This is a genomic window from Paraburkholderia domus (assembly GCF_905220705.1).
Taxonomy (GTDB): Bacteria; Pseudomonadota; Gammaproteobacteria; order Burkholderiales; family Burkholderiaceae; genus Paraburkholderia; species Paraburkholderia domus.
This window is the reverse complement of the sequence record NZ_CAJNAT010000020.1, coordinates 39262-62368: the sequence shown is the minus strand read 5'-3', so window position 1 is coordinate 62368 and position 23107 is coordinate 39262. Positions and strand designations below refer to the sequence as shown.

At 61.4% G+C, this 23107-nt stretch carries 15 protein-coding genes; 7 read left to right on the top strand and 8 right to left on the bottom strand.

Translation table 11 applies throughout. The features are described 5' to 3' along the window. Nucleotides 1–22: 22 nt before the first annotated feature. The 4 genes from KHO31_RS27100 to KHO31_RS27085 all read right to left on the bottom strand — a co-directional run bounded on the left by KHO31_RS27100 (nucleotide 23) and on the right by KHO31_RS27085 (nucleotide 5948). Nucleotides 23–2176, bottom strand: a complete 2154-nt coding sequence (locus KHO31_RS27100) for a hybrid sensor histidine kinase/response regulator (RefSeq protein ID WP_211624561.1) — start codon at nucleotides 2174–2176, stop codon at nucleotides 23–25. Nucleotides 2177–2571: 395 nt separating this feature from the next. Continuing rightward, nucleotides 2572–2751 (bottom strand): DUF2934 domain-containing protein, encoded by a 180-nt coding sequence (locus tag KHO31_RS27095; RefSeq protein ID WP_201072890.1) that lies wholly within the window; start codon nucleotides 2749–2751, stop codon nucleotides 2572–2574. Nucleotides 2752–2896: 145 nt separating this feature from the next. Continuing rightward, nucleotides 2897–5113: a glycogen debranching protein GlgX gene (gene glgX / locus KHO31_RS27090; protein ID WP_211624524.1), complete on the bottom strand. Its 2217-nt coding sequence runs from the start codon at nucleotides 5111–5113 to the stop codon at nucleotides 2897–2899. 376 nt (nucleotides 5114–5489) lie between these two features. Beyond that, nucleotides 5490–5948, bottom strand: a complete 459-nt coding sequence (locus tag KHO31_RS27085; protein WP_211624522.1) for a response regulator — start codon at nucleotides 5946–5948, stop codon at nucleotides 5490–5492. A gap of 637 nt (nucleotides 5949–6585) precedes the next feature. On the opposite strand from KHO31_RS27085, the gene KHO31_RS27080 reads away from it, so the two are divergent. Next, complete coding sequence (locus KHO31_RS27080; protein ID WP_236071489.1) at nucleotides 6586–8490, top strand: hybrid sensor histidine kinase/response regulator; 1905 nt, start codon at nucleotides 6586–6588, stop codon at nucleotides 8488–8490. Nucleotides 8491–8702: 212 nt separating this feature from the next. Beyond that, nucleotides 8703–9803 (top strand): cell division protein ZapE, encoded by a 1101-nt coding sequence (zapE, locus tag KHO31_RS27075; protein WP_201072884.1) that lies wholly within the window; start codon nucleotides 8703–8705, stop codon nucleotides 9801–9803. Between the two features lie 28 nt (nucleotides 9804–9831). Here zapE and tkt read toward each other — a convergent pair whose 3' ends face one another. Next, entirely contained in the window at nucleotides 9832–11916 is a 2085-nt protein-coding gene (tkt, locus tag KHO31_RS27070; protein WP_201072882.1) for a transketolase, read from the bottom strand. Nucleotides 11917–12297: 381 nt separating this feature from the next. On the opposite strand from tkt, the gene KHO31_RS27065 reads away from it, so the two are divergent. Next, a complete protein-coding gene (locus tag KHO31_RS27065) occupies nucleotides 12298–13524 on the top strand; it encodes an AAA family ATPase (protein ID WP_201072879.1) in 1227 nt (408 codons plus the stop codon). A gap of 19 nt (nucleotides 13525–13543) precedes the next feature. Continuing rightward, entirely contained in the window at nucleotides 13544–15286 is a 1743-nt protein-coding gene (locus KHO31_RS27060) for a cobaltochelatase CobT-related protein (protein WP_201073015.1), read from the top strand. Nucleotides 15287–15301: 15 nt separating this feature from the next. Here the strand turns inward: KHO31_RS27060 and KHO31_RS27055 are convergent, their stop codons facing one another. Then, entirely contained in the window at nucleotides 15302–16135 is an 834-nt protein-coding gene (locus tag KHO31_RS27055) for a class II glutamine amidotransferase (protein ID WP_201072877.1), read from the bottom strand. Between the two features lie 75 nt (nucleotides 16136–16210). Continuing rightward, complete coding sequence (locus tag KHO31_RS27050) at nucleotides 16211–16888, bottom strand: MarC family protein (RefSeq protein ID WP_201072875.1); 678 nt, start codon at nucleotides 16886–16888, stop codon at nucleotides 16211–16213. A gap of 348 nt (nucleotides 16889–17236) precedes the next feature. Between KHO31_RS27050 and KHO31_RS27045 the strand changes: the two genes are divergently transcribed. Beyond that, on the top strand, nucleotides 17237–17452 hold the full coding sequence (locus KHO31_RS27045; protein WP_201072873.1) for a DUF3311 domain-containing protein: 216 nt from the start codon (nucleotides 17237–17239) through the stop codon (nucleotides 17450–17452). Then, nucleotides 17449–18921 (top strand): sodium:solute symporter family protein, encoded by a 1473-nt coding sequence (locus KHO31_RS27040; RefSeq protein WP_201072871.1) that lies wholly within the window; start codon nucleotides 17449–17451, stop codon nucleotides 18919–18921. Before KHO31_RS27045 ends, KHO31_RS27040 begins: the two co-directional genes overlap by 4 nt. 412 nt (nucleotides 18922–19333) lie before the next feature. On the opposite strand, the gene KHO31_RS27035 is transcribed toward KHO31_RS27040, so the two are convergent. Beyond that, nucleotides 19334–21640: a DUF6531 domain-containing protein gene (locus tag KHO31_RS27035; protein ID WP_211624520.1), complete on the bottom strand. Its 2307-nt coding sequence runs from the start codon at nucleotides 21638–21640 to the stop codon at nucleotides 19334–19336. Between the two features lie 784 nt (nucleotides 21641–22424). Between KHO31_RS27035 and KHO31_RS27030 the strand changes: the two genes are divergently transcribed. After that, entirely contained in the window at nucleotides 22425–23072 is a 648-nt protein-coding gene (locus tag KHO31_RS27030) for a glutathione S-transferase family protein (RefSeq protein WP_201072866.1), read from the top strand. The last annotated feature ends 35 nt before the right edge of the window (nucleotides 23073–23107 follow it).

Sequence of the window (23107 nt, the reverse complement as noted above, 5' to 3'; positions counted from 1 at the left end):
GCCAGCAAGCTCCGGGCCCGCTTTACGGTCCGCAAGCCACCAGTGCGTGCAGCTCGTCGATATTGAAGGGTTTGGCGAGTATCGCTACGCCGAGCCGGCGCGCCCGTTCGAGTTCGTCAGCGTAGCCGGTCATCAGCGCGATCTTCTGTGCGGGCCACACGCTGCGTACTTTCTCCGCGAGATCGATGCCGTTGAGTTTGCCCGGCATCTGGATGTCGGACAGCACGAGTTCGAACTTCGCGCCGCCGGTGAGCAGGTCAAGTGCCTGGTCGGCGGTCGGCTCGTGCCGCACTTCGCAGCCGAAGGTTTCCAGCACGGCGGCTACGCCCGCCGCCACGTCTTCGTTGTCTTCCACCAGCAGCACAACGCCCTTTGAAGCAAGCGCCGGCTGTTGGGCCGTCTCTACGTCCGGCACCAACGCCTTCTGCCGTTCGCGATAGCGTGGCAAATAAAGTCTGACCGTCGTGCCGCTGCCTGGCACGCTGTCGATCCTGGCCGCGCCGCCTGCCTGTTCGCACACGGCGAGAACCTGGGCCAGGCCGAGGCCGGTGCCCGAGCCGCGCAGCTTGGTGGTGAACAGCGGTTCGAACGCGCGACGGGCGACGGTTTCGGGCATGCCCTCGCCGTCGTCGGAGCAGGCAATCAGCACATATTCGCCGTCGGGCAGCAAGGTGTCGCTGCCCACCAGACGGTTATTCTGGCAACGGATCACGAAGCGGCCGCCGCGCGGCATCGCATCGCGCGCGTTGACCGCCAGATTCATGATCGCGAATTCGAGGTCGGTCGGATCGGCCAGCACCTGCCAGACGTTATCGACCATGTTCAAGGCCATTTCGACGTTGTCACCGAGCGCCGCGTCGATGAGCGGTGCGGCGTCCCGCAGCCATGTGGCGAGGTTGACCGTTTCCTGCCTGAGCGGCTGCTTCTTCGCCACGCTCAGGAGCTGCCGCGTCAGCGATTCCGCGGTAGCGGTGGCGCGCTCAACGGCTTGCACTTCTTTTTCCAGGTTGTTATAGCGCTTCAAACGCGCAAGTTCGGTATTGGCCGACACCACCATCAGCAGATTGTTGAAGTCGTGCGCGACATTGGCGACGAGATTGCCGAGCGCGCCCATGCGCTGTAGTTGCCGGCTCGACGCCTCCGCGGAAAGACGCATGGCCACTTCGCCCTGCCAGCGCTCCCAGGCACGGCGCTCGCCGGCGAGCTGGCGCAACGAGAAAAAAACCAGCAGCCAGATCGCGACGCAAGGCACGGCCGTGATTGCCGCGATCGCCATGAAGTGCTGGCGCCACGCGTTGCCGATTGCCGCGGTTGCATAGGCGCTCATGACATAGAGCGGATAGTCGCCGACCCGGCGAAACGCCAGCAGCCGCTCGACGCCGTCGACCGTGGAATTCAGACGGATGTGACCGAACAGCTGTTTGTCGCGCAATGCCGCGGTGAATGCGCTCTGCTGGGTGGGCTTCGAGCCCGCCGGCCACGCCGGATAACGCACCAGCAGACTGCCGTCCTGGCGGTACAGCCCCAACGAGACCGACGTATCGCCATTCGTCAGCTCACGGTAGAAGCGCGAAAAGTACTCGGTGCGCAACGCGACGGACACTACACCGAGGAATTGCCCATTCTCGCCCGAGCGGCCAGTCGCGGTGTTGAATACATTGGTTCGCGACAAAGGCCCGAACATGGGCAGTGAAAAAAACGCTTGCGGCCGCATCGCCTTGGCGGCATTGAAGTCGTCGCGTTGACTGGTCGACATGGCGGGCGCCGGATAAGCGCGGCTCGACACCAGCAAGTTCCCATTTGCACCGAGCAGGTAAATCGACGCGACCTGCGGGAAGTCACCGCCGATTTGCTGCAAACGGTCGTGCAATCCGGCTTCCTGCGCGCGAATCTGCGCATCGTCATCATTACCGAGCAGGTCGACGATGCGCGAGGCCATCTGCTGGTTGAGGTCAAGCACCTTGACGGCCTGTTCCTCGGTCACGCGCGCGAGACGGTCGATCATGTCGTTCGAATCGGCAATCCGGCGCTGGTAATCGAAATACCCATAACCCGCGAGGCAGGCCAGCGGAAATACAATCGACACGGCGAGCACGATCAGAAGCATGCGCCGCGTCGCAGCGAAATTACGCGACGGCATCGGGAAATCGACTGCGACACGCTCCGCACGTTGCACGGTCACGATCTCCATGAAAGTTGAGTACAGGTCGGGGGTGGCAGCGCGCAACGCGCCTCACGCCGTTCGCGCGCTATTTCCGCTTTCCGGAATTTACCGCACTTCCGCTGTTCTCCATAGGGCGCCGGGCGACGAAGACGGCACGCTTGTCGCCGTCTATATTCGGGCACACAGATTGCTGAGGCGGGAACGGCCACCGATATGCCTTTCACGGCGTGTTGCAGCGCGGCGAAGGTGCATTGCGATTCGCCGGGTGAGACAGGTCAGGCGAGCCGCGCACGTCGACGTGCGCGCGGCCTTCATGCCTTATGCGCGTCGACGATGCAACTCGCTGCTGAACCCTCCTTGTTCTGGTTCGATGCTGCTTCTACGCCGGCCGGTGCGCCGGCGCATCGTCACTTCTTCGGCGCGTCAGCGACCGGGCCGCTTTCTATCGGCGGCGCCTCCTTCTCGATCTCATCGCGCGCCTGTTCCCAATACTCATCAGGCGTACCCTTCGGATCGCTCGCCTGCTCCCAAAGGTAGTAAGCGCGTGTGCGAATCTGTTCTTCTCGAGACATGTATTCCTGTTCCATTTGATCACCCTAAGTTGGACCTGATGAAGACCGATACCTGCGCCGCGTACCCGTCGAGGAAAAGTGACGGGTGCGCTGCTATCTGGAATCGAGCAAGCGCTATACCTGACGGCTAGCGCCAGCGCCGGGCCCCCACCTCACCTCGTCACGTTGCCGCAGGGTGTTCGCTTTCGTCAGAAGTAAGTTCTTCCTCCAGGCGATCAAACACGCGTTGTGTCGCGTGGCTCGGCGCTTCGAGTGCGAACAGCAGAAACGAACGGCCAGTCACCTGAAACGCGTCGCCAGCGCTGAATTGAGGCAATTCGGCACGCACCGGCATGTTCGTATCCAGCAGGCAAATCCACTGGTCGCCTTCAGGAATGTCAGGCAGCGTGAAATTGACCACGTCGTGATGAGCATTCAGCACCAGCAGCAAAGTCGCGTCGGACGCGGGGCGTCGAATGCCGCTCGCCTGAGCACGTCCGTCGATCACAAGGCCGAAGCAGCGCATCGACGGATCGTCCCACTGCTCCTGCGAAAGATCGGTGCCGTCCGGCGAGAGCCAACGTGCGTCGGTTACGTCGAGCGCCTCGTTGTACTCGCCGGTAAGAAAGCGCCCACGACGCAGTACCGGCAGACGATGTCGCAGCGTAGTGAGATTCTTGACGAACTCGGTTAGCGCGCGCCCGTCATCGTCGACACCCGCCCAATCGACCCAGCCGATTTCGTTGTCCTGGCAATACGCATTGTTATTGCCCTGCTGCGTGCGGCCGAATTCGTCGCCTGCGAGAATCATCGGCGTGCCTTGCGAGAGCAGCAGCGTAGCCAGCAGATTGCGTTTCTGGCGCTCGCGTTGCTGCCGGATATCCGGATCGTCGGTCGGGCCTTCCACGTCCATGTTCCATGACTTGTTGTCCGAGTGGCCGTCCTTGTTGTCTTCGCCGTTGGCCTCGTTGTGCTTGTCGTTGTACGAGACCAGATCGTTGAGCGTGAAACCGTCGTGCGCACTGACGAAGTTGACGCTCGCCCATGGACGCCGCCCACGATGATTGAATTTGTCGCCCGAACCGGTCAGCCGTTTGGCGAGATCGCCGACCTTGCCTTCGTCGCCTTTCCAGTATTCGCGCACGGTATCGCGAAAGCGGTCGTTCCATTCGGCCCAACCGGGCGGAAAGCCGCCCACCTGATAGCCGCCGGGACCGCAGTCCCATGGCTCGGCAACCAGCCGCACGCTCGAGAGCACCGGGTCTTGCCGGCAACTGTCGAGGAACCCGCCGCCTTCGTCGAAACCGTGCGTTTCGCGGCCGAGAATCGTCGCGAGGTCAAAACGGAAACCGTCGACTTTCATCTCCGTCACCCAGTAACGCAGGCTGTCGGTCACCATCTGCAGCACGCGCGGATGGGACAGATTGAGCGTGTTTCCGGTACCGGTATCGTTGATGTAATAGCGCGGCTCGTCGGGCATCAGGCGATAGTAGGACGCGTTGTCGATGCCTTTGAAGGAAATCGTCGGACCGCGCTCGTTGCCTTCGGCGGTGTGGTTGTAGACCACGTCGAGAATGACTTCGAGATTGGCGTTATGAAAGCGGTCCACCATTTCCTTGAATTCGCCGACTGGATCGGTCGACGACGCGAAGAAGCGCGGATCGGCCGCAAAGAAGCCGATCGTGTTGTAGCCCCAGTAGTTAGTGAGACCTTTGTCGAGCAGATAGCTGTCGTTGACGAAGGTCTGAATCGGCATGAGTTCGACTGACGTGACGCCGAGGTCCTTGATGTAATCGAGCACGGCTTGCTGGCCGAGCCCCGCGAAGGTGCCACGCAGATTCTCCGGTACATCGGGATGACGTTTGGTAAATCCGCGCACATGCGCTTCATAGAAAATCACGCGCTCCCAGGGTAGCGCATTGCGTTCTGGATGACTCCACGAAAAGTTGGCGTCGACCACCTTGCACTTCGGCACGAAGGGCGCGCTGTCGCGCTCGTCGAATGACAGGTCGCCTTCTTCCGAATCGAGCGTATAGCCGAAGATTTCCGGCGCCCATTTGAGCTCACCGATATGCGCTTTCGCGTAGGGATCGAGCAGGAGCTTGTTCGGATTGAAGCGATGTCCGTTTTCCGGTTCATAGGGGCCGTGGACCCGATAGCCGTACACCGCACCCGGTTTGAGATTTGGCACGAACACGTGCCAGACTTCGTCGGTGTACTCCGGCAACTCGATGCGTTCGATTTCCGTCGCGCCGGTGTCATCGAACAGACATAGTTCGACCCTGGTTGCATGCGCTGAGAACAGCGCGAAGTTGACGCCGATTCCGTTCCACGTCGCACCGAGCGGGAAAGGCGTGCCTTCCGAGATGCGCGTGGAATAGCTGGCCTGGGATGACATAGGGGATTCCTGTGGAGACTGAGGACGCTTGCGCGCGTGTTTCAAGCGCGCAAGCTTGCCGGTTCAGCAAAAACCGGACCCGGGCGTTGCGCGCGATGCGTTCGCCGTGGACATGAATGATGCGGGTCAAGGGAGCGTTTGCTGAACCGGATAACCGGAAAGGACATCGCAGCGGATTCATGCCTCGCGTATGACGCGTGTCGTGGCAATCCATACGACGCGGATGATGTGCCCTGTTTTAAGGGTTTTTGCTTAAGGGCGCGCCGTTGTGACCTGTGCGCATCCGATCGCTTGTCTCGACTGACTACAACTGCGGGAACGCTTCGTTAAGCATCGTTTTTTGAGCGGCTCGAGCTTTTCAACCAGCACGCCGCCTTTACGGCGGCCCGACAGCGTGCAGCGCGGCGGCCGACTCGAGCAAACGCAGAAGGCGCTCGGGCGTCAAAGGTTTGGCGCAATGCGCGTCGAATCCAGCGGCCTTGGCACGCGCCCGGTCTTCGCGCGACGCAAAAGCCGTGCAGGCGACGAGCAGCATGTCCGAAGTCAACGTGTCAGCCCGCAGACGACGAGCCAGTTCAAGGCCATCGAGCCCAGGCATCTTGATGTCGAGCACAACGGCGAACGGCTGCCACTCACGGGCCACGCCGCACACGGCGAACGGATCTTCCAGCGCGCGGCACTCGAAGCCATCGGCATTCAGGAGCATCTGCAAAGCTTCGGCTGCTTCCAGGTAATCGTCGACCACGAGCACGCGACGGTTTGATGCCATCGCATACTGAATAGACCGCCAGACCACGACGTCATCGCTCTCGTCCATGCTGTTGTCGAACGTCACCCTATTCTCCCTGGTCTCTTCTTAGTGGTATTTTGGGGCATCGAAAAACTTGCTCGCAAGATTCGCTCCCGTCGCGCAGCGAGCGCTCATTGCTCGCCAGGCATTCGCTTCGGTTTGCGTCACGCTGCGCCCGATGCGCCGCCCCATACGCGTTACCTCATCACCATAGCTCACTCGGCGGACTGCCGCTTCCTGATTTACGCTGTCTTGACGCGTCCCGATATACCGTGCGCAAGCACGGGATGTTGCGCTGAAGTACGGATGAAACGCACTTCCGTCGTGCATGTCGCCCTTGCCGCGTGCATTGCGCATCACTTCGCGTTGACCTCGACATCATCAGCCCGTTGTATACGAACGAATATAGTCGTGGCGAGTTGGGGAAAACACCCAAACTTCAGTTGAAGGAAAACCCGCAATCTGTCGGGAAACCGGCATCGCGTTAAGGAATCCTGCCTGCGGGTTATCCCGCACCGTCGTCGATGAAATTCTTCAGACTGCGGTACCATGCCCATTTATTCCGCGCCTCGCCTATTCGCCGCTTATTCCGGCAGGCCACAGGACTCGACGATGAGCACCAGCAAGCGCAACAACATACATAACCCGGCTCGCGGCAAGCGGACCATCAGTCTGTAAGACGATGCAAAGCACGCATCAGAAAGAGTTGCAGGAAAGCCGTGACGTGCTGAGTCTCGCCATGCGCGGCGCGCGCATGGGTGCGTGGTCGCACGAGCCGAAGTCAGGCAGATTCTGGTGGAGCCGCGAACTGGAAGCGCTCGCGGGCTACGCCGAGGGTCGTTTTGCGAAAATGCCCGGCGGCTTTTTCGAACTGATTCATCCCGGCGACCTGATTGCGCTCAAAGAGGCGGTCGACCATGCCGTGGCAAGCGGTGACGACTACGTCGCCGAATTCCGCTTCCGGCATGCAAGCGGCGACTGGTGCTGGATGGAAGGCCGCGGCCGCGCCACCTACGACCGTCACGGCGAGCCGCTGACGATCTATGGCCTCGGCATGGACATCACCGAACGCAAGGACGCACAAACTGTGCTGTTGCGCCAGGCTGCGATCTTCGAGCACCTGAGCGACGCGATCGTCATCACCGACCTGAGAGGCAACATCACCGATTTCAACCCCGGTGGCGAGCGCATGCTGGGTTATCGCATGCGTGACATTCTCGGTAAGCCGATTGCGATGCTCAATCCGCCGGAAGATGCGTTACGCATCCGCAGGGAAGCGCTTGCCGCCCTCGCCGCCGACGGCACGTGGCGCAGCGAACTGATTTTCGTGCGGCGCGACGGCACACGCGGGGTCTGTGAAACAGTGGTCAAACCGTTGGCGAACGCACGTGGCGACATCTACGGCGCAGTCAGCGTGAGCCGCGACATCACCGGGCGCAGGCGTGCCGAACAGCAATTGCAGCGTCTGAATCTGGAACTCTCAAAGGCCGACAGACGCAAGGATGAATTTCTCGCCACGCTCGCGCATGAGCTGCGCAATCCGCTCGCGCCGATGCGCAATGTGCTCGAAATCCTGCGTCTGAAGGAATTCGCCGACCCGCAATTGATCTGGTCCCGCGACGTATTCGACCGGCAATTGCAACACATGACGCATCTGGTCGACGACCTGCTTGAAGTGTCGCGCATCACACAAGGCAAGCTCGAATTGCGCAAGCAGCGGCTCGAACTCGCGCGCGCGATGCAATCCGCAATGGAAGCGGCGCGGCCCACCGTGCAGGCGTTGGCGCATCATCTGAGCGTGACGTTGCCGCGCGAGGCGCTCTTCCTCGACGCCGATCCCACGCGCCTCTCGCAGATGATCCTGAACCTGCTGAACAACGCCGCCAAGTACACGCCGCCCGGTGGCAGCATCTCGCTCGCCGCGGAGCGCGAAGGCGACGAAGCCCTGATCGTCGTGCGCGACTCCGGCATCGGTATTCCGCGCGAGCATCTGGACAGCGTGTTCGAAATGTTCTCGCAACTCGCCCCGGCGCTCGATCGCTCGCAAGGCGGGCTCGGCATCGGTCTCGCGTTGGTGCGCGGCCTCGCCGAGCTTCATGGCGGCACCGTCGCCGCGTTCAGCAGCGGTCCGGGCACCGGCAGCGAGTTCGTGATCCGCCTGCCGCTATCGAAAACGCCCCCGGTGCCGTCGCATAGCGCGCCGTTCGAGGTGCCGCGCACGGCGGGCTTGCGCGTCGTGATCGTCGACGACAATACGGACGCCGCCGATAATCTCGCCATGGTGCTCGAACTCGAAGGCCACGAGGTACGCACGGCCGGCGACGGGATCGCAGGGCTGCAACTGATCGGCGAATTCGCGCCGCAAGCGGTGATTCTCGATATCGGCTTGCCGAGCCTGAACGGCTATGAAGTGGCGCGGCGCATTCGCGAGACTCATCGCGACACCGGGATTCTGCTGATCGCCGTCACCGGTTGGGGCCAGCAGCAGGACAAGCAGACCGCTGAAGAGGCCGGCTTCGATCATCATTTCACCAAGCCCGTCGACCCACGGGAATTGCAGCGCGTATTGAGCCGGCAACGGGATTAAATGCTCGTGGCCCATTGAGTGGGTCCGGGCTACCCGTCTGTCATTCCTCGGTTACCAGGCGGGTATGTCGCGTGTGTCCCGCTGTCATTCCGCGTTTAACCGTTAAACTCACGGCACAACCGCTTGCCTCGCCAACATGCTCACCGACACGACTTCAGCCCTCGCCGCCGTCCTGCACGAAACGTTCTCGCCATGGACGGAGACTTCAACCGATGCTCGATGAAGCGCTGGTCGTCAGTGCCCTCGCTGCGCGTGACATCGTTCCCGATGTCACTCAGCGCGAAGCCATCGCGTCGCTGGTCGCGCTGCTCGGCGCTAACGGCCGACGCACGCATTCCGGCTCCGCGCTTGCACACCAGGGCGTGTATTGCCACGGCCTGCCCGGCCGCGGTAAAAGTCTGGTGGTCGATACGGTGTTCGAGCTGGCAAGCTGCCGCAAGCGCCGCCTGCACTTTCACGAATTTCTGCGCGAGATGAACCGGCGTCTGGTGAGCGAGCCACGCGGCGACGATCGGTTGGGGTCGGTCTCGAGACAATGGCTCGACGGCGTGGAACTGCTGTGCTTTGACGAATTTCACGTGCACGATATCGCCGATGCGTTCCTGATGGGCCGTTTTCTCGATACCGCGATTGGTCTCGGCACGCGCGTCGTGCTGACCTCGAACTACGCACCGGACGCCCTGCTGTCCGATCCGGAGTTCCACGAGCGTTTCCTGCCGACGATCGAACAGATCAAACATTGCTTTACCGTGATTCACTTCGACGGCGCACGCGATTACCGTTTCGACGGCGAAGAATCGGCACTTCCGCATTTTTTTGCACCGCTCGACGCCGCAACCGGCGACGCGCTCCTGCAAATTTTCGTGCGCTATGAAGGCAGCGAGACGCTGGAGCCCGCCACCGTCAGCGCGGCAGGCCGGCCGCTCGCTGCCCGCGCTGCGGGCGCGGCCTTGCTATGGGCGGACTTCGAGAGCCTGTGCGTGGCGAGCCGTTCGCACCTCGATTATCTGGACCTGGCTGAGCAATGGCACGGGCTGATTCTCGACCGGGTGCATACCGAATGGCTTGCCCAAGCGCATACGCTGCAGCGGTTCATATGGCTCGTCGATATCTTCTACGACCGCAAATGCGCGCTGTTCATTGCATCTGATCGACCGATCGAGGCGGCCCTCAGTGGACTCGAGGGCGCGCACGATCTGTCGAGAACGCTCAGCAGGCTCGCCGAAATGCAGTCGCGTGGCTATCGCACCACGCTCGACGGCACTGCTGGCAGCATTGGAATTGCAGCAACGCAGACGGTCGCTCTGCCGTGATAGCAGCGCGACCGTCCGCGAACACGCCCTACTGCTTGCTGCTCTTCGCCTTCACTCGCGCAATCTGCTGCTTCGCCGCGTCATAAACGTGCTCGGACGTGAAGCCGAACTTCTTTTTCAGGTCGGGGAATGGCGCGGACGCGCCGAACGTATGCATCACCACCTGCGCGCCGAGCCGCCCGACATAGCGGTCCCAACCGAGCGTTGCCGCCTGTTCGACCGCGACGCGCGCGTCAACATCGGGCGGTAGCACGGCGTCCTGATACGCCTCGCCCTGGCGCTCGAAGATATCCCATGATGGCATCGACACCACCCGCGCCGCGATGCCTTCGCTCTTGAGCTTCTCGTAGGCATCGACACACAGCGACAGTTCGCTGCCCGTGGCGATCAAAATTACTTCGGGCTTCTGCCCGTCAGGCGCATCGGCGAGCACATACGCGCCCTTCTCCACGCCTTTCGCCGACGCATAGCGCGTGCGGTCCAGAGTCGGTAACGCCTGACGCGTCACGACAATGCACGACGGCCGACGCGGATCCGACATCGCCACGCGCCACGCCTCGGCGACTTCGTTCGCGTCGCCCGGTCGCAGCAAGGTCAGCCCCGGCACGCCACGCAGCGACGCGAGTTGCTCGATCGGCTGATGGGTCGGACCATCTTCGCCGACGCCGATCGAATCGTGCGTGAACACGTAGATGGCCGGCACTTCCATGATCGCGGAAAGGCGAATCGGCGGCTTCATGTAGTCGCTGAAAATCAGGAAGGTCGAACCGAACGGCCGCATATTCGACAACGCGAGCCCATTCACCGCCGCGCCCATGCCGTGCTCGCGAATCCCGAAGTGCAGGTTGCATCCGCCATAGTTGTCGTGTTCGAAGCTGCCCGCGCCTTCGAATTTCAGATTGGTCTTGGTGGACGGCGCGAGATCGGCCGCACCGCCGATCATCCAGGGCACGCGCGCGGCAATCGCATTGAGCACCTTGCCCGACGAGTCGCGCGAGGCCATGCCCTTCGGGTCGGCATCGAACGTGGGGATGTCGCTATCCCAGCCCGCGGGCAATTCATGCGCGTCCATCTGCGCGAATTCGCGCGACAGTTCCGGGTATGTGCTCTTGTACGCGTCGTACTTCGCCTGCCATTCCTCGCGCGCCGCCTTGCCGCGCGCGCCGATGCCCTGCGCGAAGCGTTCATGCACACCGTCCGGGACATAGAAGAACTTGTCCTCGGGCCAGCCATAAAACTTCTTGGTCAGTGCCACCTCTTCGACACCGAGCGCTTCGCCATGTGCGGAGGATGTGTCCTGCTTATGCGGCGCGCCCCAACCGATGATGCTGTGGACCACGATCAGCGTCGGCCTGTCCGTGACGCCTTTCGCTTCGGTAAACGCGGCTTCGAGCGCGGCGGCATCGTTCGCGTCGTTCACATGCAGCGTGTGCCAGTTGTAACCTCGGAAGCGGCTTTCCACATCGTCGCTATAAGCGAGGTCGGTGTGGCCTTCAATCGTCACGCGGTTACTGTCGTAAATCCAGATCAGATTCGACAGCTTCAGATGCCCTGCGAGCGAGGCCGCTTCGTGCGAGATGCCTTCCATCATGTCGCCGTCGCCGCATAGCGCATAAACGCGGTAATCGAATAACGGCGCGTCCGGCTTGTTGAAGTGGCTTTCGTGCCAGCGTGCCGCCATCGCCATGCCGACGCTATTGCCCAGCCCCTGGCCGAGCGGCCCGGTGGTCGTTTCCACACCGGTCGTCATGCGGAATTCGGGGTGGCCCGGCGTGTTGCTGCCGAGCTGGCGGAAATGTTCGATGTCGTCGAGCGAGACGGCGGGCGCGCCGGTCGGCTTGCCGTCGTCGTCCAGGGCCTTCACGTTTGCCAGATGCAGCAGCGAGTACAGCAGCATCGACGCATGCCCCACCGAGAGCACGAAGCGGTCGCGGTTCGGCCACAAGGGCTCGTCCGGATCATAGCGAAGGTGGTTTTGCCACAGATGATAGGCGACCGGTGCCAATGCCATCGGCGTGCCGGGGTGACCGGAATTGGCCTTTTGCACAGCGTCCATCGAGAGCGTGCGAATCGTGTTGATGCACAGCTGGTCGAGGGCGGGATCGTTTTGCATGGGGACACTCCTTGTTCGGCGGTTGGGACATCGCCGGAACGCATTGCATCGGCGTGGCCGGCGAACCGTGTTCGTGTGGAAGAACGTGCAAAGAACGCATGAAGAACCGCAGCCAAGCTCGTCGATGATGCGCCGATGCGCGCGAATCTGCACGGCGCGTTACATCCGGCGCCGTGTTGAACTGATGATTGGAGACAGTTCTTTCAGACGGCTTGCGGTTTTGAGCGAACGCAAAAAGGGGTGCGATAAAGGGCAACCGGCGCGATCAGGGCGCGTAGGGGAAGATCGAAAGGGACTCACGATAAGATAGTCGGTCATTCGGCCTCAGCCAAATCGAAAAGCATTATTCGTTATTTGACCATTCATCATTTGCCACTCGCCATGAACGCGCCTGAACTCACCGAAGACGAAAACCTGGGCCTTTACCAACGCGCGACCGAAACGGGCGCGGAATGGTGGCGCGTCAGCGTGGCGGACCGGCCGGAAAATTACCGCCTGGAACATGGGGTCGATGACGGCAACGGCGCCGGATCGGTCGATATCGATCTGGTGGTCGACGCGGAAAACCTGCGCGCCAAGCTGAAGAAGTGGCGCCGCGAGGGTTTTGCGATCGATACGCCCGATGCCCCGGACCAAGCGGGCATGGCAGAACGGGTGGCCTTTATGCCGGAGTTGCAACGCGTTGGGGCGCTGGCCTCGGCGGCGCGGCGACATCGGCAGGTCGAGCGCGCCGGCGAAACCGTGCGTATCGGCCATGTCGACGTGCCTTGCGGCGTGGACAACCCGCTCGTCCCGCGCGTCAATCCGGCCTATCTTTTCTCCGAGCGCTTCAACGACATTGTCGAAGACATCGTCGAGAACCGGCGCGTCATGCTGATCGGTCACACCGGCGCCGGCAAGACCAGCCTGATTGAACAGGTCGCCGCGCGCTCGCAGCACGGCGTGGTGCGCTCGAACATGAATGGGCAAACCACCGTCGGCGATTTTGTCGGCTTCTGGACGGTCAAGGGCGGCGAGACCATCTGGGTGGACGGCGTGCTGCCCACCGCGATGCGCGAAGGCTTGTGGCTGATCGTCGACGAAATCGATTTCGCCGAACCGTCGATTCTTGCCGCCCTCACCGCCGTCCTCGAACCGCACGGCCGCCTCGTGCTGAAAGAGAAAGGCAACGAGATCGTGGCGCCTCATCCCGCATTCCGGCTGTTCGCCACGGCGAATGCGGTCGGTGCAATGAGCCAGTTCCGTCATCTGTATCAGGGCGCGAATCTGATGAACGAAGCGTTTCTCGATCGCTGGCGCGTCTACATGCTGGACTATCTGACGCCTGCCGAAGAAGCCGACGTGCTGGTGCGCACCCTCGCCCCGCATATGACACGCGCGCTCGCCACCACCCTCGCCGCGATCGCCGCCGACTGTCGCGCGGCGTTCGCCCGCGAAGACCTGTCGAGCGCGTTCTCCACGCGGCGCCTGCTCGACTGGGCCGAGCTGATGCTGCGCACCAGCGACCCCGAACGCGCCGCCGGTCCTGCGATCTACGCGAAGGTCAGTCCCGAAGATGCGGCGCTGATTCGCGGCATCGTTCGCCATCACATCGCGCCGGCCGCCTGACGGTAACAATATGAGCGCCATGCACGCAACGCGCGACACGCGAGGCTTCGCGTTCGAATCGACGCTCAGCAAAGTAGCGCGCGTGCTGACCGGCCAATACGGCGTGACGGTCGCCTTCAGTCCGGATGGGCCGCGTGTCGAACCCGGCCGCATTGTGATTCCCGACTATGAGTTGAGCGGCGGCGTCGAGCGCGACGTGCTGATCGGCTATCTGGATCTGCTGGTGGCGCGCGCCAAGCATTCGTCGCTCGCGCAGATGGATGCGCTGCCTGCCGGGGTTGCCGCGAATCTCGCGCAGGTCATCGAGGACCGCCGCGTCTCTTCGCAACTGCTCGACGAGTATCCGGGCGCGCGCTGGTTCATCGGCAAACTGCGTGTGCATGCCGCCGAGCAGGCGCGGCAGCGCTGGCCGAAGCTGCATTGGCGTGACCGGCTGGTCTGGCTGGTGGAGCGCGCGCTGTGGGACGAACAGCCGACCCTGACCGAAGCGAGCCATTCACTGCTGGCCGCGCTGCACGCCGCGCAGGATCTGCTGGACGAAGCGCGAAGAAGCCGTTCGACCGCGCATAGCATCGCGGCGGCGCAGGCATTGGTGGCACGCGTGCGGGCTTTGTCGGCGGGCGATGTCAACAGCATGGTGTTCACCGCGGATCCGGTTGAAGATATCGACACGGAAACCGCCGCGTCGTCGTCCGAGCCGTTCAACGATGACGATACGGCTCAGCCCGACCAGGACAACAGAGCCGCACCGCCGTCCGATAAAAGCGGCGGCGCGCAAGCGGAAAATGCGGTGGGCATGGGGCAATCGCTGGCCGATGCGCAGCAGCCATCGGCGCGTTCCGATGGCGAGGCCCGTGCAGCCTCAGACGCCGCTCGCGTGCAGTTGTCGATTCCGCTCGCCACCGAATTCGATGAGATTACCGACGTCACCGGTCAGGGCGACAGCGCAACGTGGCGCGAGCTTCGCGCAGCGGCCCGTGCGGATACCGCGCCACTCAAGGAGAAACTCGAACGCGCGCTGAGTGCCGACGAACGCACGCGCTGGCGCCGCGAACAGGAACGCGGCGAGATCGACCGCACCGCACTGGCAAAGCTGGCAACCTCACCCGGTTACCGCACGCCGTTTCGCACGCAACGGGCGGCCAAAGGGCGCGACGTCGCCGTGACCTTGCTGATCGATCGCAGCGGTTCAATGGCGGGGCGCAAGATCGAACTCGCGCGCCTGTGCGCGACCGCGTTGTGCGATGCGCTGACGCAGTTGTCGTTCGACTGCGAAGTGCTGGGCTATTGCTCGCTCGAATCCGCACCGATGAAGCAACTGTATGAGCGGCAACGGGCGGCCGGGGCGGATTTGCGGCGCTATAACCGTTTTGTCGAACGGCTCGATCTGAAGGTCTACAAACGCTTTGGCGCAACGGATCTGAGCGGCATCGCCACGATCGATTGTGGTCACGAGAATCCGGACGGCGAAGCGCTGGCCTGGGCCGCGACGCGGCTCGCGGATCATCAGGCCGAGCGGCGCATCCTGATCGTGTTCTCCGACGGCTATCCGTCGACTGGCGACGGCGACCCGCAAGTATTGCGCAGCGATCTGCGCGAACGCATTGCGGCGATCCAGAAACGCGGCATCGAACTGCTCGGAATCGGCGTGCTGACCGACGCTGTCGAGGATTTCTATCCGCACAACGTGGTGGTGAGCCGCCTCGCCGAATTGCCGTCGACGGTGTTCTCGGTGTTGAGCTCGATGCTGCTCACGCGCTAGCGCATCAAAACGCGCCTACGCCAGTTGCGGCTTGAACGAATACTGCTCGATCTCGCCGCCCCGCGCGACCACGGCCGTGCTCTCCGGAATCTCCTCCCACCAGCCCGGCAGATCCGCAAGCGGCTCTGACAACACCAGAAACGCGTCCTGGCCAGCCGTCACGATGCGCGGGTCGTCTGGATACAGTTCGTGCAGATGCCGGAACGAGGTGCTGTGAAAGAGCGAGCGCGACTGCCCTTCGCTCGAATAGCGAACCGCGATGATCTGCTCGCCGTCGGTTGCGCAAACGGTCATGTTCAACGGCTCGTCGATATCGTGTTTGCGCCCGACGTCTTCGACAAAACCCACCATCCGCTCGAGCGCGGTAACTGGCGTCAGTTCGAGGCCGAAGGTCAGCGCCAGAAAAAACAGCACTTCGGAATCCGTCGAGCCTTCGATGGACGGGAACAACTCGGGATCGATCGCCAGCATCAGGTCGCGACGGGCCACCGGAAAGTTACGCACCAGTCCGTTGTGCATGAAAAGCCAGCGGCCGTAACGGAACGGATGGCAGTTGGTTTCCTGCGACGGCGTGCCGGTGGCCGCACGGATGTGCGCGACGAACAGCGGCGCGCGGATCGCCCGCGCGGCCTCGCGCAGATTGCGATCGCTCCATGCGGGCTGGATGCAGCGGTAGCGAAACGGGATGTCGGTCGGATGACCGTACCAGCCGATGCCGAAGCCGTCGCCGTTGGTGGTGGTCTGGCCGAGCCGCGAATGCAGACTCTGGTCGATCAGGGAGTGTTTGGCGTTGAACAGCACCGTTTCGAGTTGAATCGGGTTACCGGTATAAGCGAGCCAGCGGCACATGCGTTGACCTCCTGTCACGACGAGATGTCCGGCGAACCTCGCACAGCCTCGAATAGGCTCGCGCGCCGCCGTCCGTTATTTGACCACGGGTTGCATCTGAGCGATCGGTATCAGGAACTCCGAAAAACCGGTCAGGATAATCTGCACGCCAATGCACAGCAGCAGAAACGACGAGACACGCATCGCGACCTTGGTGCCGTCCACGCCGAGATACTTGGCGAACACCACCGCCCGGCTGTAGATCAGATAGACGGTGGCAGCCACGAGGACCGAGATCACCACCGACGCGATGCTCGACAGCACGAACGCCGAGAGCTTATGCGTGCGGTTCGCGGTCAGCGCGATCGCGGTGGCGATCGAACCGGGCCCGGTGGTGAGTGGAATGGTCAGCGGGAAGAATGCTTTCGACATGGCGTTATCCGAATCCACGCGCTTGACTGCCGGCTGCTCGGCCGGTTGCGTGTCGGGCGCGTTGAGCATCTGCCAGCCGCCGACGGCGACCGCGAGGCCCCCGCCGATACGCAGTGCCTCCATGGAGATGCCGAAGAAATGGAGAATGGGGGTGCCGACAAAGAAGGCGACGAGCAACACGCACATGACGTTGAAGGCAATTTTCTTGGCGAGTGCGGTGCGGTCTTCCGTGGTGAGCGATGCTGTCCGGTCGAGAAAGACGAACGCCATGCCGATTGGGTTGATGATGCTGATCAGCCCGGTGAAGCCAAACAGAATATCCGAGATCAGACTTTCGACCATATGCGATCCGTTTCGGGCAGCGGCTCGGGCAGGCTGATTGACTGACTGCCTACCGATGCGCCGCGCTTGAGTTGAAGTGCTGGACGCCTTCGGGCTGTCCAGATTGATGCTCGCGTTGCGTGGGTCAGATGATATCGCGGCGCGGCATGCAATTCGGTAAAAAAGGGGGCGATGCAAGCAGCGCGCGGCGTTGCACTGCAGCAGACGAACGCAGAAAGATGCGCGCGCAACTTTCGGAAAGCCTACACTTTTTTGACTGACTTTACGTACTCAAAGCATCCGGCATACAGTCCTCAACGAAGCTGCACTTTCAACGAGACGTACTTACCGGTTCGAGGAGTTGCCCCCATGTTGCTTCGTGTACTCGCCGCGCTGCCGTTCGTCGGCATTCTGCTCGGTGTTCCGTTTGTGAATCGTGTCGAGCCGCTGGTGCTCGGCATGCCGTTCGTGCTGGCGTGGATCGTCATGTGGGTGGTGCTGAGTTCGATCATCATGGCGATCGTCTACCGTCTGGACCCGAGCAACCGTCAACTTGCTGCAGAAACCGAGGAGGCCCGATCATGAGCGCACTCGTCATCATTGCGGCAATTACGCTGTTTGCGCTGTACCTGGGCGTGCGCGCGCGGCGCGGCCACGACATGAGTCTCGAACAATGGACCGTGGGCGGCCGCAGTTTCGGCACCGCGTTCGTGTTCCTGCTGATGGCGGGCGAAATCTACACGACCTTCACTTTCCTCGGCGGCAGCGGCTTTGCTTACGGCAAGGGCGCGCCGGTCTACTACATTCTTGCCTACGGCACGCTGGCGTACATCCTCTCGTACTGGATGCTGCCGCCAATCTGGCGTTACGCGAAAAATCACCGCCTCGTCTCGCAGCCGCACTTCTTCTCGCGCAAGTACGACAGCCCGGCGCTCGGCACGCTGGTCGCGCTGGTCGGCGTGGCCGCGCTGATTCCGTATCTCGTGCTGCAACTCAAGGGCCTCGGCATCATCGTCGCGACTGCCTCGTATGGTGCGATCTCTTCGACCGCCGCCATATGGATTGGCGCCGCCGTGGTGACGGCTTACGTGATCATCTCCGGCGTGCGCGGCTCGGCGTGGAACTCGGTCGTGAAGGATACGTTGATCCTGGCGATCGTGCTGTTCCTCGGCATCTATCTGCCGTTGCACTACTACGGCGGCTTCGGCGACATGTTCCGCGCAATCGACGCCGCGCGTCCGGGCTTCCTGACCTTCCCCGCCAAGGGGTCGAGCGTGACCTGGTTCCAGTCGACCGTGCTCCTGACCGCGCTGGGCTTCTTCATGTGGCCGCACACGTTCGGTTCGATTTTCACGGCGAAGGACGAGCGTATTTTCCGGCGTAACGCGATGGTGCTGCCGCTGTACCAGTTGATTCTGCTGTTCGTGTTCTTCGTGGGCTTTGCGGCAACGCTGAAGGTGCCGGGCCTGAAGGGCGGCGATATCGACCTGTCGTTGTTCCGTCTGTCGTTGCAGACCTTCGACCCGTGGTTTGTCGGCGTGATCGGCGCGGCGGGGATTCTGACGGCGCTGGTGCCAGGATCGATGATCCTGACGTCGGCATCGACGCTGCTCGCCAACGACGTGTATCGCGGCATGGTGAGTCGCAAGGCGTCGGATGCGACGGTGGCCAACCTCGCGCGCTTCCTGGTGCCGGTGGTGGCGCTGGTGGCCGTGGGCTTTACGCTGCATGGCGGCGAAACGATCGTGGCGTTGCTGCTGATGGGCTACAGCTTTGTGACCCAACTGTTTCCCGCGGTGATCTGCAGTTTGCTGCCGCATAACCGGGCGACCAAGTACGGGGCGTTTTGCGGGATTCTTGCGGGCGTCGCGGTGGTGACCTTGACGACCACCCTGCATCTGAGTGTTGGGCAGTTGATGCCCTTTTTGCCTGACGCGCTGAAGGACATCAATATCGGCTTCCTGGCGCTGGCCGTGAACATCATTGTTTTCGCTGTGGTGAGCGCTGTGACACAACCGCGGCCGGCAGAACAGACTCACGCGCCGGTGCATTGAGGATGGGTGCCTGCGGCGCTTGCGCCAATCCGAAGGTGTGACTTGCACCCACAAGAGTGCGCCCATGCTGGGCGCACCACATAAAGAAGACGCGATTGCTCGCGCCTTCTTTATGGCGGCGGCGCTGGAAACTTTAGCCGTGCCGCCGCTAAATCGGCTATCGCTTTTTCCTGGAAGGCTTAAACTCCAACTCCGGAGGCGCGATGTCCGGATGTTCTTCGTAGAGTGGTTCCAAGCCCAACACGTATAAATGATCAAGCAACCTAGCCATCGTTAGGCGGAACTCTTTGAACTCATCGTCAGGGCAGCGGTCCCGCGCAAGAATGATTGCGTCGTCGATTGCGCCGCCCATCTTTAGCAGTCGATTGCTTAGCTCCACGGCTACCTCTCGATTCTTAATCATGGCATTCCTTTAACATCCGTTGTCGGCAATACATTTGTTTTTGCACCGGAAAAATGGAATTCCGGTGCCGCCGGGCGTCGGAAGTGTTGTATCGGCGCAGTACTCGATACACTTCTGGTACACCTTGGCGCACCTTCCTGACAAGGCACATTTGACGAAACCAGGATCGGAATCGCTGTTGGCCTGAAACAGTTGAGCATATAGCACTGCGCGTTTCGATTGCCCGTTCTGGTCAGGCATCAGAATAGGAAACGGAACCTGCTCTTGCGCAGCTATTTGCAGTTCAGGCACATCTCCCCGAACCGGTTGCCCTGCCGGCGTGACGGTGAGCCCACGATAGAACAGTTTCCACGCCAACTTGGCTTTTGTGAAGACATAGCACTCCGCGCATACCGGCGGAATCGCTGTCAAACCGCTCGCCTTCAGTGCTTTGAGCGAGCCGGAGAGATTAGCAGGTGGTCCGACCGGGTCGGCCCCCGACTCATAGTTGCTAATCCACTGGTCGATGTCATCACTGGTTATCGGTTCGGCACTACCCCCATTTCTCGCCACGGTGCCGGTGCGACTCGCGACGCGACCATCCGGCGTGTAAGCGTAGTTGACAGTGAGGAAGCGGTGCAAGCCACCAGTCGATGGTCGAGCCTGTTCATCGTACGAAAACTGGCTGACGCGACCGCGTTTGTCATAGGTGAGTCGAGCTTCCCGATAGTTGCCCGTCAGCGACGTAGCGCGGTTAGCCGCGTCACGGTTCTGCGTCCCGAACAGCCAGCCCGAAACAACGTCCTGAGCGGTGTTTATGTTGCCGGTAGAGTCAGAAAAGTAATACCAGTCTTCGGTTTTTACACCGTTCACATAGACAGTTGCTTGCGCCAAGCGGTTATTGGCATCGTAGCGCGCGCCAACAGTCAACTTGTTGCCTGTGCCAGTAGCGGCGAAGCCACTTGCGCCTGTTATGTCAGACGTGTCGAACTCGCTGTATCCTGTGACGTTGCCACTCGCGTCATACACGAACGCACGCATCTTGCCGGGAGTTGCAACAAGCGCTGGATGCAGACTCGTCGCGTCTGCGTAGCGGACTGTCGTTATCACTGTGCCACTAGCACTACTCACCGCCGCACGCACCGGCCGACCCACCGGGTCATATGAATAGGCAGCGGTGCCGGCGGGTGCTGTTTTCTGTAGCAGGTTGCCGTTCGCATCCAGGTTTCGGCTCTCGTTGCCGTCGGCAGTGCTGCCGCCAGTCAGTCGCAACATTCCAGCGATGGACGCGTAGTTGATGGTGCCGGATTCATTACTCCAGGACATCGTGGTCAAGTTGTTGCCATAGGAAAACTGAACGTTCTGCGTCGTATCCGGGTGACTTGCGGCGGTCGCGCGACCCCGTTCGTCATATGTCCACGTTGCGATCCGTGAGCCGCTTTCGTCAACTACGCCGGTGAGTAAATTCTTGAAGCGAGAGTCGTCATAGACATACCGTCGCACATACCCATCGGGCCACGTTACGGATACGAGATTGTTGTTCGCGTCATACCCATATTGCGTAAGTCCGCCGCTTGGGTTGGTCATGCGGTTGATCCGCCCTTGAGTGTCGTAATCAAGTTTGATCGTCAGCAGTTCATACTTCGGGACTGCATCTGCCGCACGCTGATTGATTGCCGTGAGCCTTCCCGCGCCATCGTAAGTAAGCGTCCTGGTAAAACCCGTATGGGTTGTCTCAGACAGCATGGCACCCTGTGCCGAATATGACTCGACGGTATCGGTCGTTAGGTCGGTAAGCGTCCATCCGGAGCCGTTTTGAGTAATCGCAAACCCACTAAAACTGGACGTCCTCCACTGTCCACCGGTCAATAGGAACGTGAGCGGTTGGCCGTTTGCGCGATAGGCGATGACCTTCGGAGAACTGCCGCTCGCCCCGGCGACGTTTAGTTGCCGCTGCCAGTTATTTATCCACCCTGGCCCCATGGCAGTCGCCGAGTTAAGAAACGGTGAAGACAGGTAGCTTCGTATGAACGTTAGCGGTATCCCGTCACCGCTGCGGAAGTCATTTTCAGAGAGCGTCACCATGCCGTTGGCAGGATAGATAGGATCGGCAACCGGGCAGGAATCTTCAGGCTGCGGATCGGTTTCGCCCGCGCACCACTTCTTGATGAGATCGATGTCGTTCAGGCAGGCGTAACCACCTGGACCGCCCGGCGAGTTACTCGCCGCGTCAAGCGCACACCATTTACTGCCTTGTGTCGCACCAGATTTTGCATAGCGACTGGTACAGTCAGACGTGTAGTCAGCTCTTGCGCCGAACGCCACCAGTAGCAGCATGAATGCGGCCAGTAGACGGGCAAAATTGCCTGCTGGCCGACAAGACGGTTTGTTTATTCTCATACATCTCCCTTTTGTAACGTGTCGTTAGAAATTCGTAGTGAAACGACACTGCATCGGGGAGTTGGGAGCCAAAATAGGATTTTTCTGAAAAGCGCCGTCGTGCGACACATCCTTACAGACAGGCTGAAATTGGCAGCGTTAAAGCAAGTCCGGCGCTAACCCTGCGCGACAACAACGCCCCCATCTCGGGCATTCTGCGGATGTCACCATCAGCGACTCACATATCGAATCGGGCGCAACGGAAGAACTCGATGCACTGGGCGGCATCATTGAACTGCGCGAACTTGAGATGGACCCGGATCATGGTGACGCGACCGAAAACTCATTAAAAAGCCCGCAGTAGCGGCACAGGAATGAGTCATTCGCCAGTTCACGGTCCGTCACGGCGATGACGTGTACGCATGCATGAGCGGCGTGCAGATTCATTCGTGTCAGGCTTCAGCAAAAACTTACCGCACTCAAGTTGCTCAACCTGCCGCGTGAGAGAGCCAGCGGCAAGCTCACCCGAACCCGCGCCGCTCCCCCGAACCGACGGGACAGCCCTGGCGAATCTCATATTGCGCGTCGCTTATCCACTTGCTCCGCTCCGCCGCTATGGCTGTTTCAGCTCGCTGTAACCTGGTCTCCCATGCAGTCTCTCGAGCTCGAGGCCTTCACGAGTCGCGCTAGACTACGCCCAAATTCAAGCCGGTCAAATCGAACAAACATGCGGAGCGAATCAATGGACTACCTTCTTTATTACTCGCCAGGCGCGGCCAGCATGGCCGTTCACTGGATGATGATAGAAATGGGCATTCCGTTCGATACCCGTCTCGTCGATATCGACGCCGGCAATCAGCGCAACCCTGAATATCTGCGCTTGAATCCTTCAGGCCGCGTTCCCACGCTGGTGGTCGACGGCGTACCGCGCCACGAGTCGGCTGCGTTGCTCATGCTGCTGGCCGAGCGGCATCCTGAAGCCGCCCTCGCACCCGCGCCGGGGTCGGCCGATCGCGCGGCGTGGCTGGAGTGGATGATCTATCTCGCCAACACGCTGCTGCCCGCCATGCGCGACTGGTTTTACGCGGACGTCGACGGCGATCCTGCCGGCGCCGAAGCAGTCCGGGCATTGGCACGGCGACGCATCGAAGAAGCCTGTGATTGGCTCGATACCCATCTCGCCGACGGACGTGACTATCTGGTCGGCGGCAAACTCAGCACCGCCGATTTGCTCGCGGTCATGCTGATGCGCTGGACACGCAATATGCCGCGCCCCGCACTCGGTTGGCCGCATCTCGCGCGCTATATCCGCGGGTTGCGCGCCCTGCCCTCGTTCATCGAATTGAATGTGCGAGAAGGGCTCACCGAGTGGCGCAATCAGGACGATTGATGCGCGCTCAACCAATTTGCTGCCGAAGCTGGCTG

Excerpts from the sequence above, each read along its gene's own strand:
- KHO31_RS27095 (WP_201072890.1), bottom strand. The coding sequence starts at position 2,751 with ATGGAACAGGAATACATGTCTCGAGAAGAACAGATTCGCACACGCGCT.
- zapE (WP_201072884.1), top strand. The coding sequence starts at position 8,703 with ATGCTCGATGAAGCGCTGGTCGTCAGTGCCCTCGCTGCGCGTGACATC.
- KHO31_RS27080 (WP_236071489.1), top strand. The coding sequence starts at position 6,586 with ATGCAAAGCACGCATCAGAAAGAGTTGCAGGAAAGCCGTGACGTGCTG.
- KHO31_RS27055 (WP_201072877.1), bottom strand. The coding sequence starts at position 16,135 with ATGTGCCGCTGGCTCGCTTATACCGGTAACCCGATTCAACTCGAAACG.
- KHO31_RS27065 (WP_201072879.1), top strand. The coding sequence starts at position 12,298 with ATGAACGCGCCTGAACTCACCGAAGACGAAAACCTGGGCCTTTACCAA.
- KHO31_RS27040 (WP_201072871.1), top strand. The coding sequence starts at position 17,449 with ATGAGCGCACTCGTCATCATTGCGGCAATTACGCTGTTTGCGCTGTAC.
- KHO31_RS27045 (WP_201072873.1), top strand. The coding sequence starts at position 17,237 with ATGTTGCTTCGTGTACTCGCCGCGCTGCCGTTCGTCGGCATTCTGCTC.
- KHO31_RS27050 (WP_201072875.1), bottom strand. The coding sequence starts at position 16,888 with ATGGTCGAAAGTCTGATCTCGGATATTCTGTTTGGCTTCACCGGGCTG.
- KHO31_RS27035 (WP_211624520.1), bottom strand. The coding sequence starts at position 21,640 with ATGCTGCTACTGGTGGCGTTCGGCGCAAGAGCTGACTACACGTCTGAC.
- glgX (WP_211624524.1), bottom strand. The coding sequence starts at position 5,113 with ATGTCATCCCAGGCCAGCTATTCCACGCGCATCTCGGAAGGCACGCCT.
- tkt (WP_201072882.1), bottom strand. The coding sequence starts at position 11,916 with ATGCAAAACGATCCCGCCCTCGACCAGCTGTGCATCAACACGATTCGC.
- KHO31_RS27030 (WP_201072866.1), top strand. The coding sequence starts at position 22,425 with ATGGACTACCTTCTTTATTACTCGCCAGGCGCGGCCAGCATGGCCGTT.
- KHO31_RS27060 (WP_201073015.1), top strand. The coding sequence starts at position 13,544 with ATGCACGCAACGCGCGACACGCGAGGCTTCGCGTTCGAATCGACGCTC.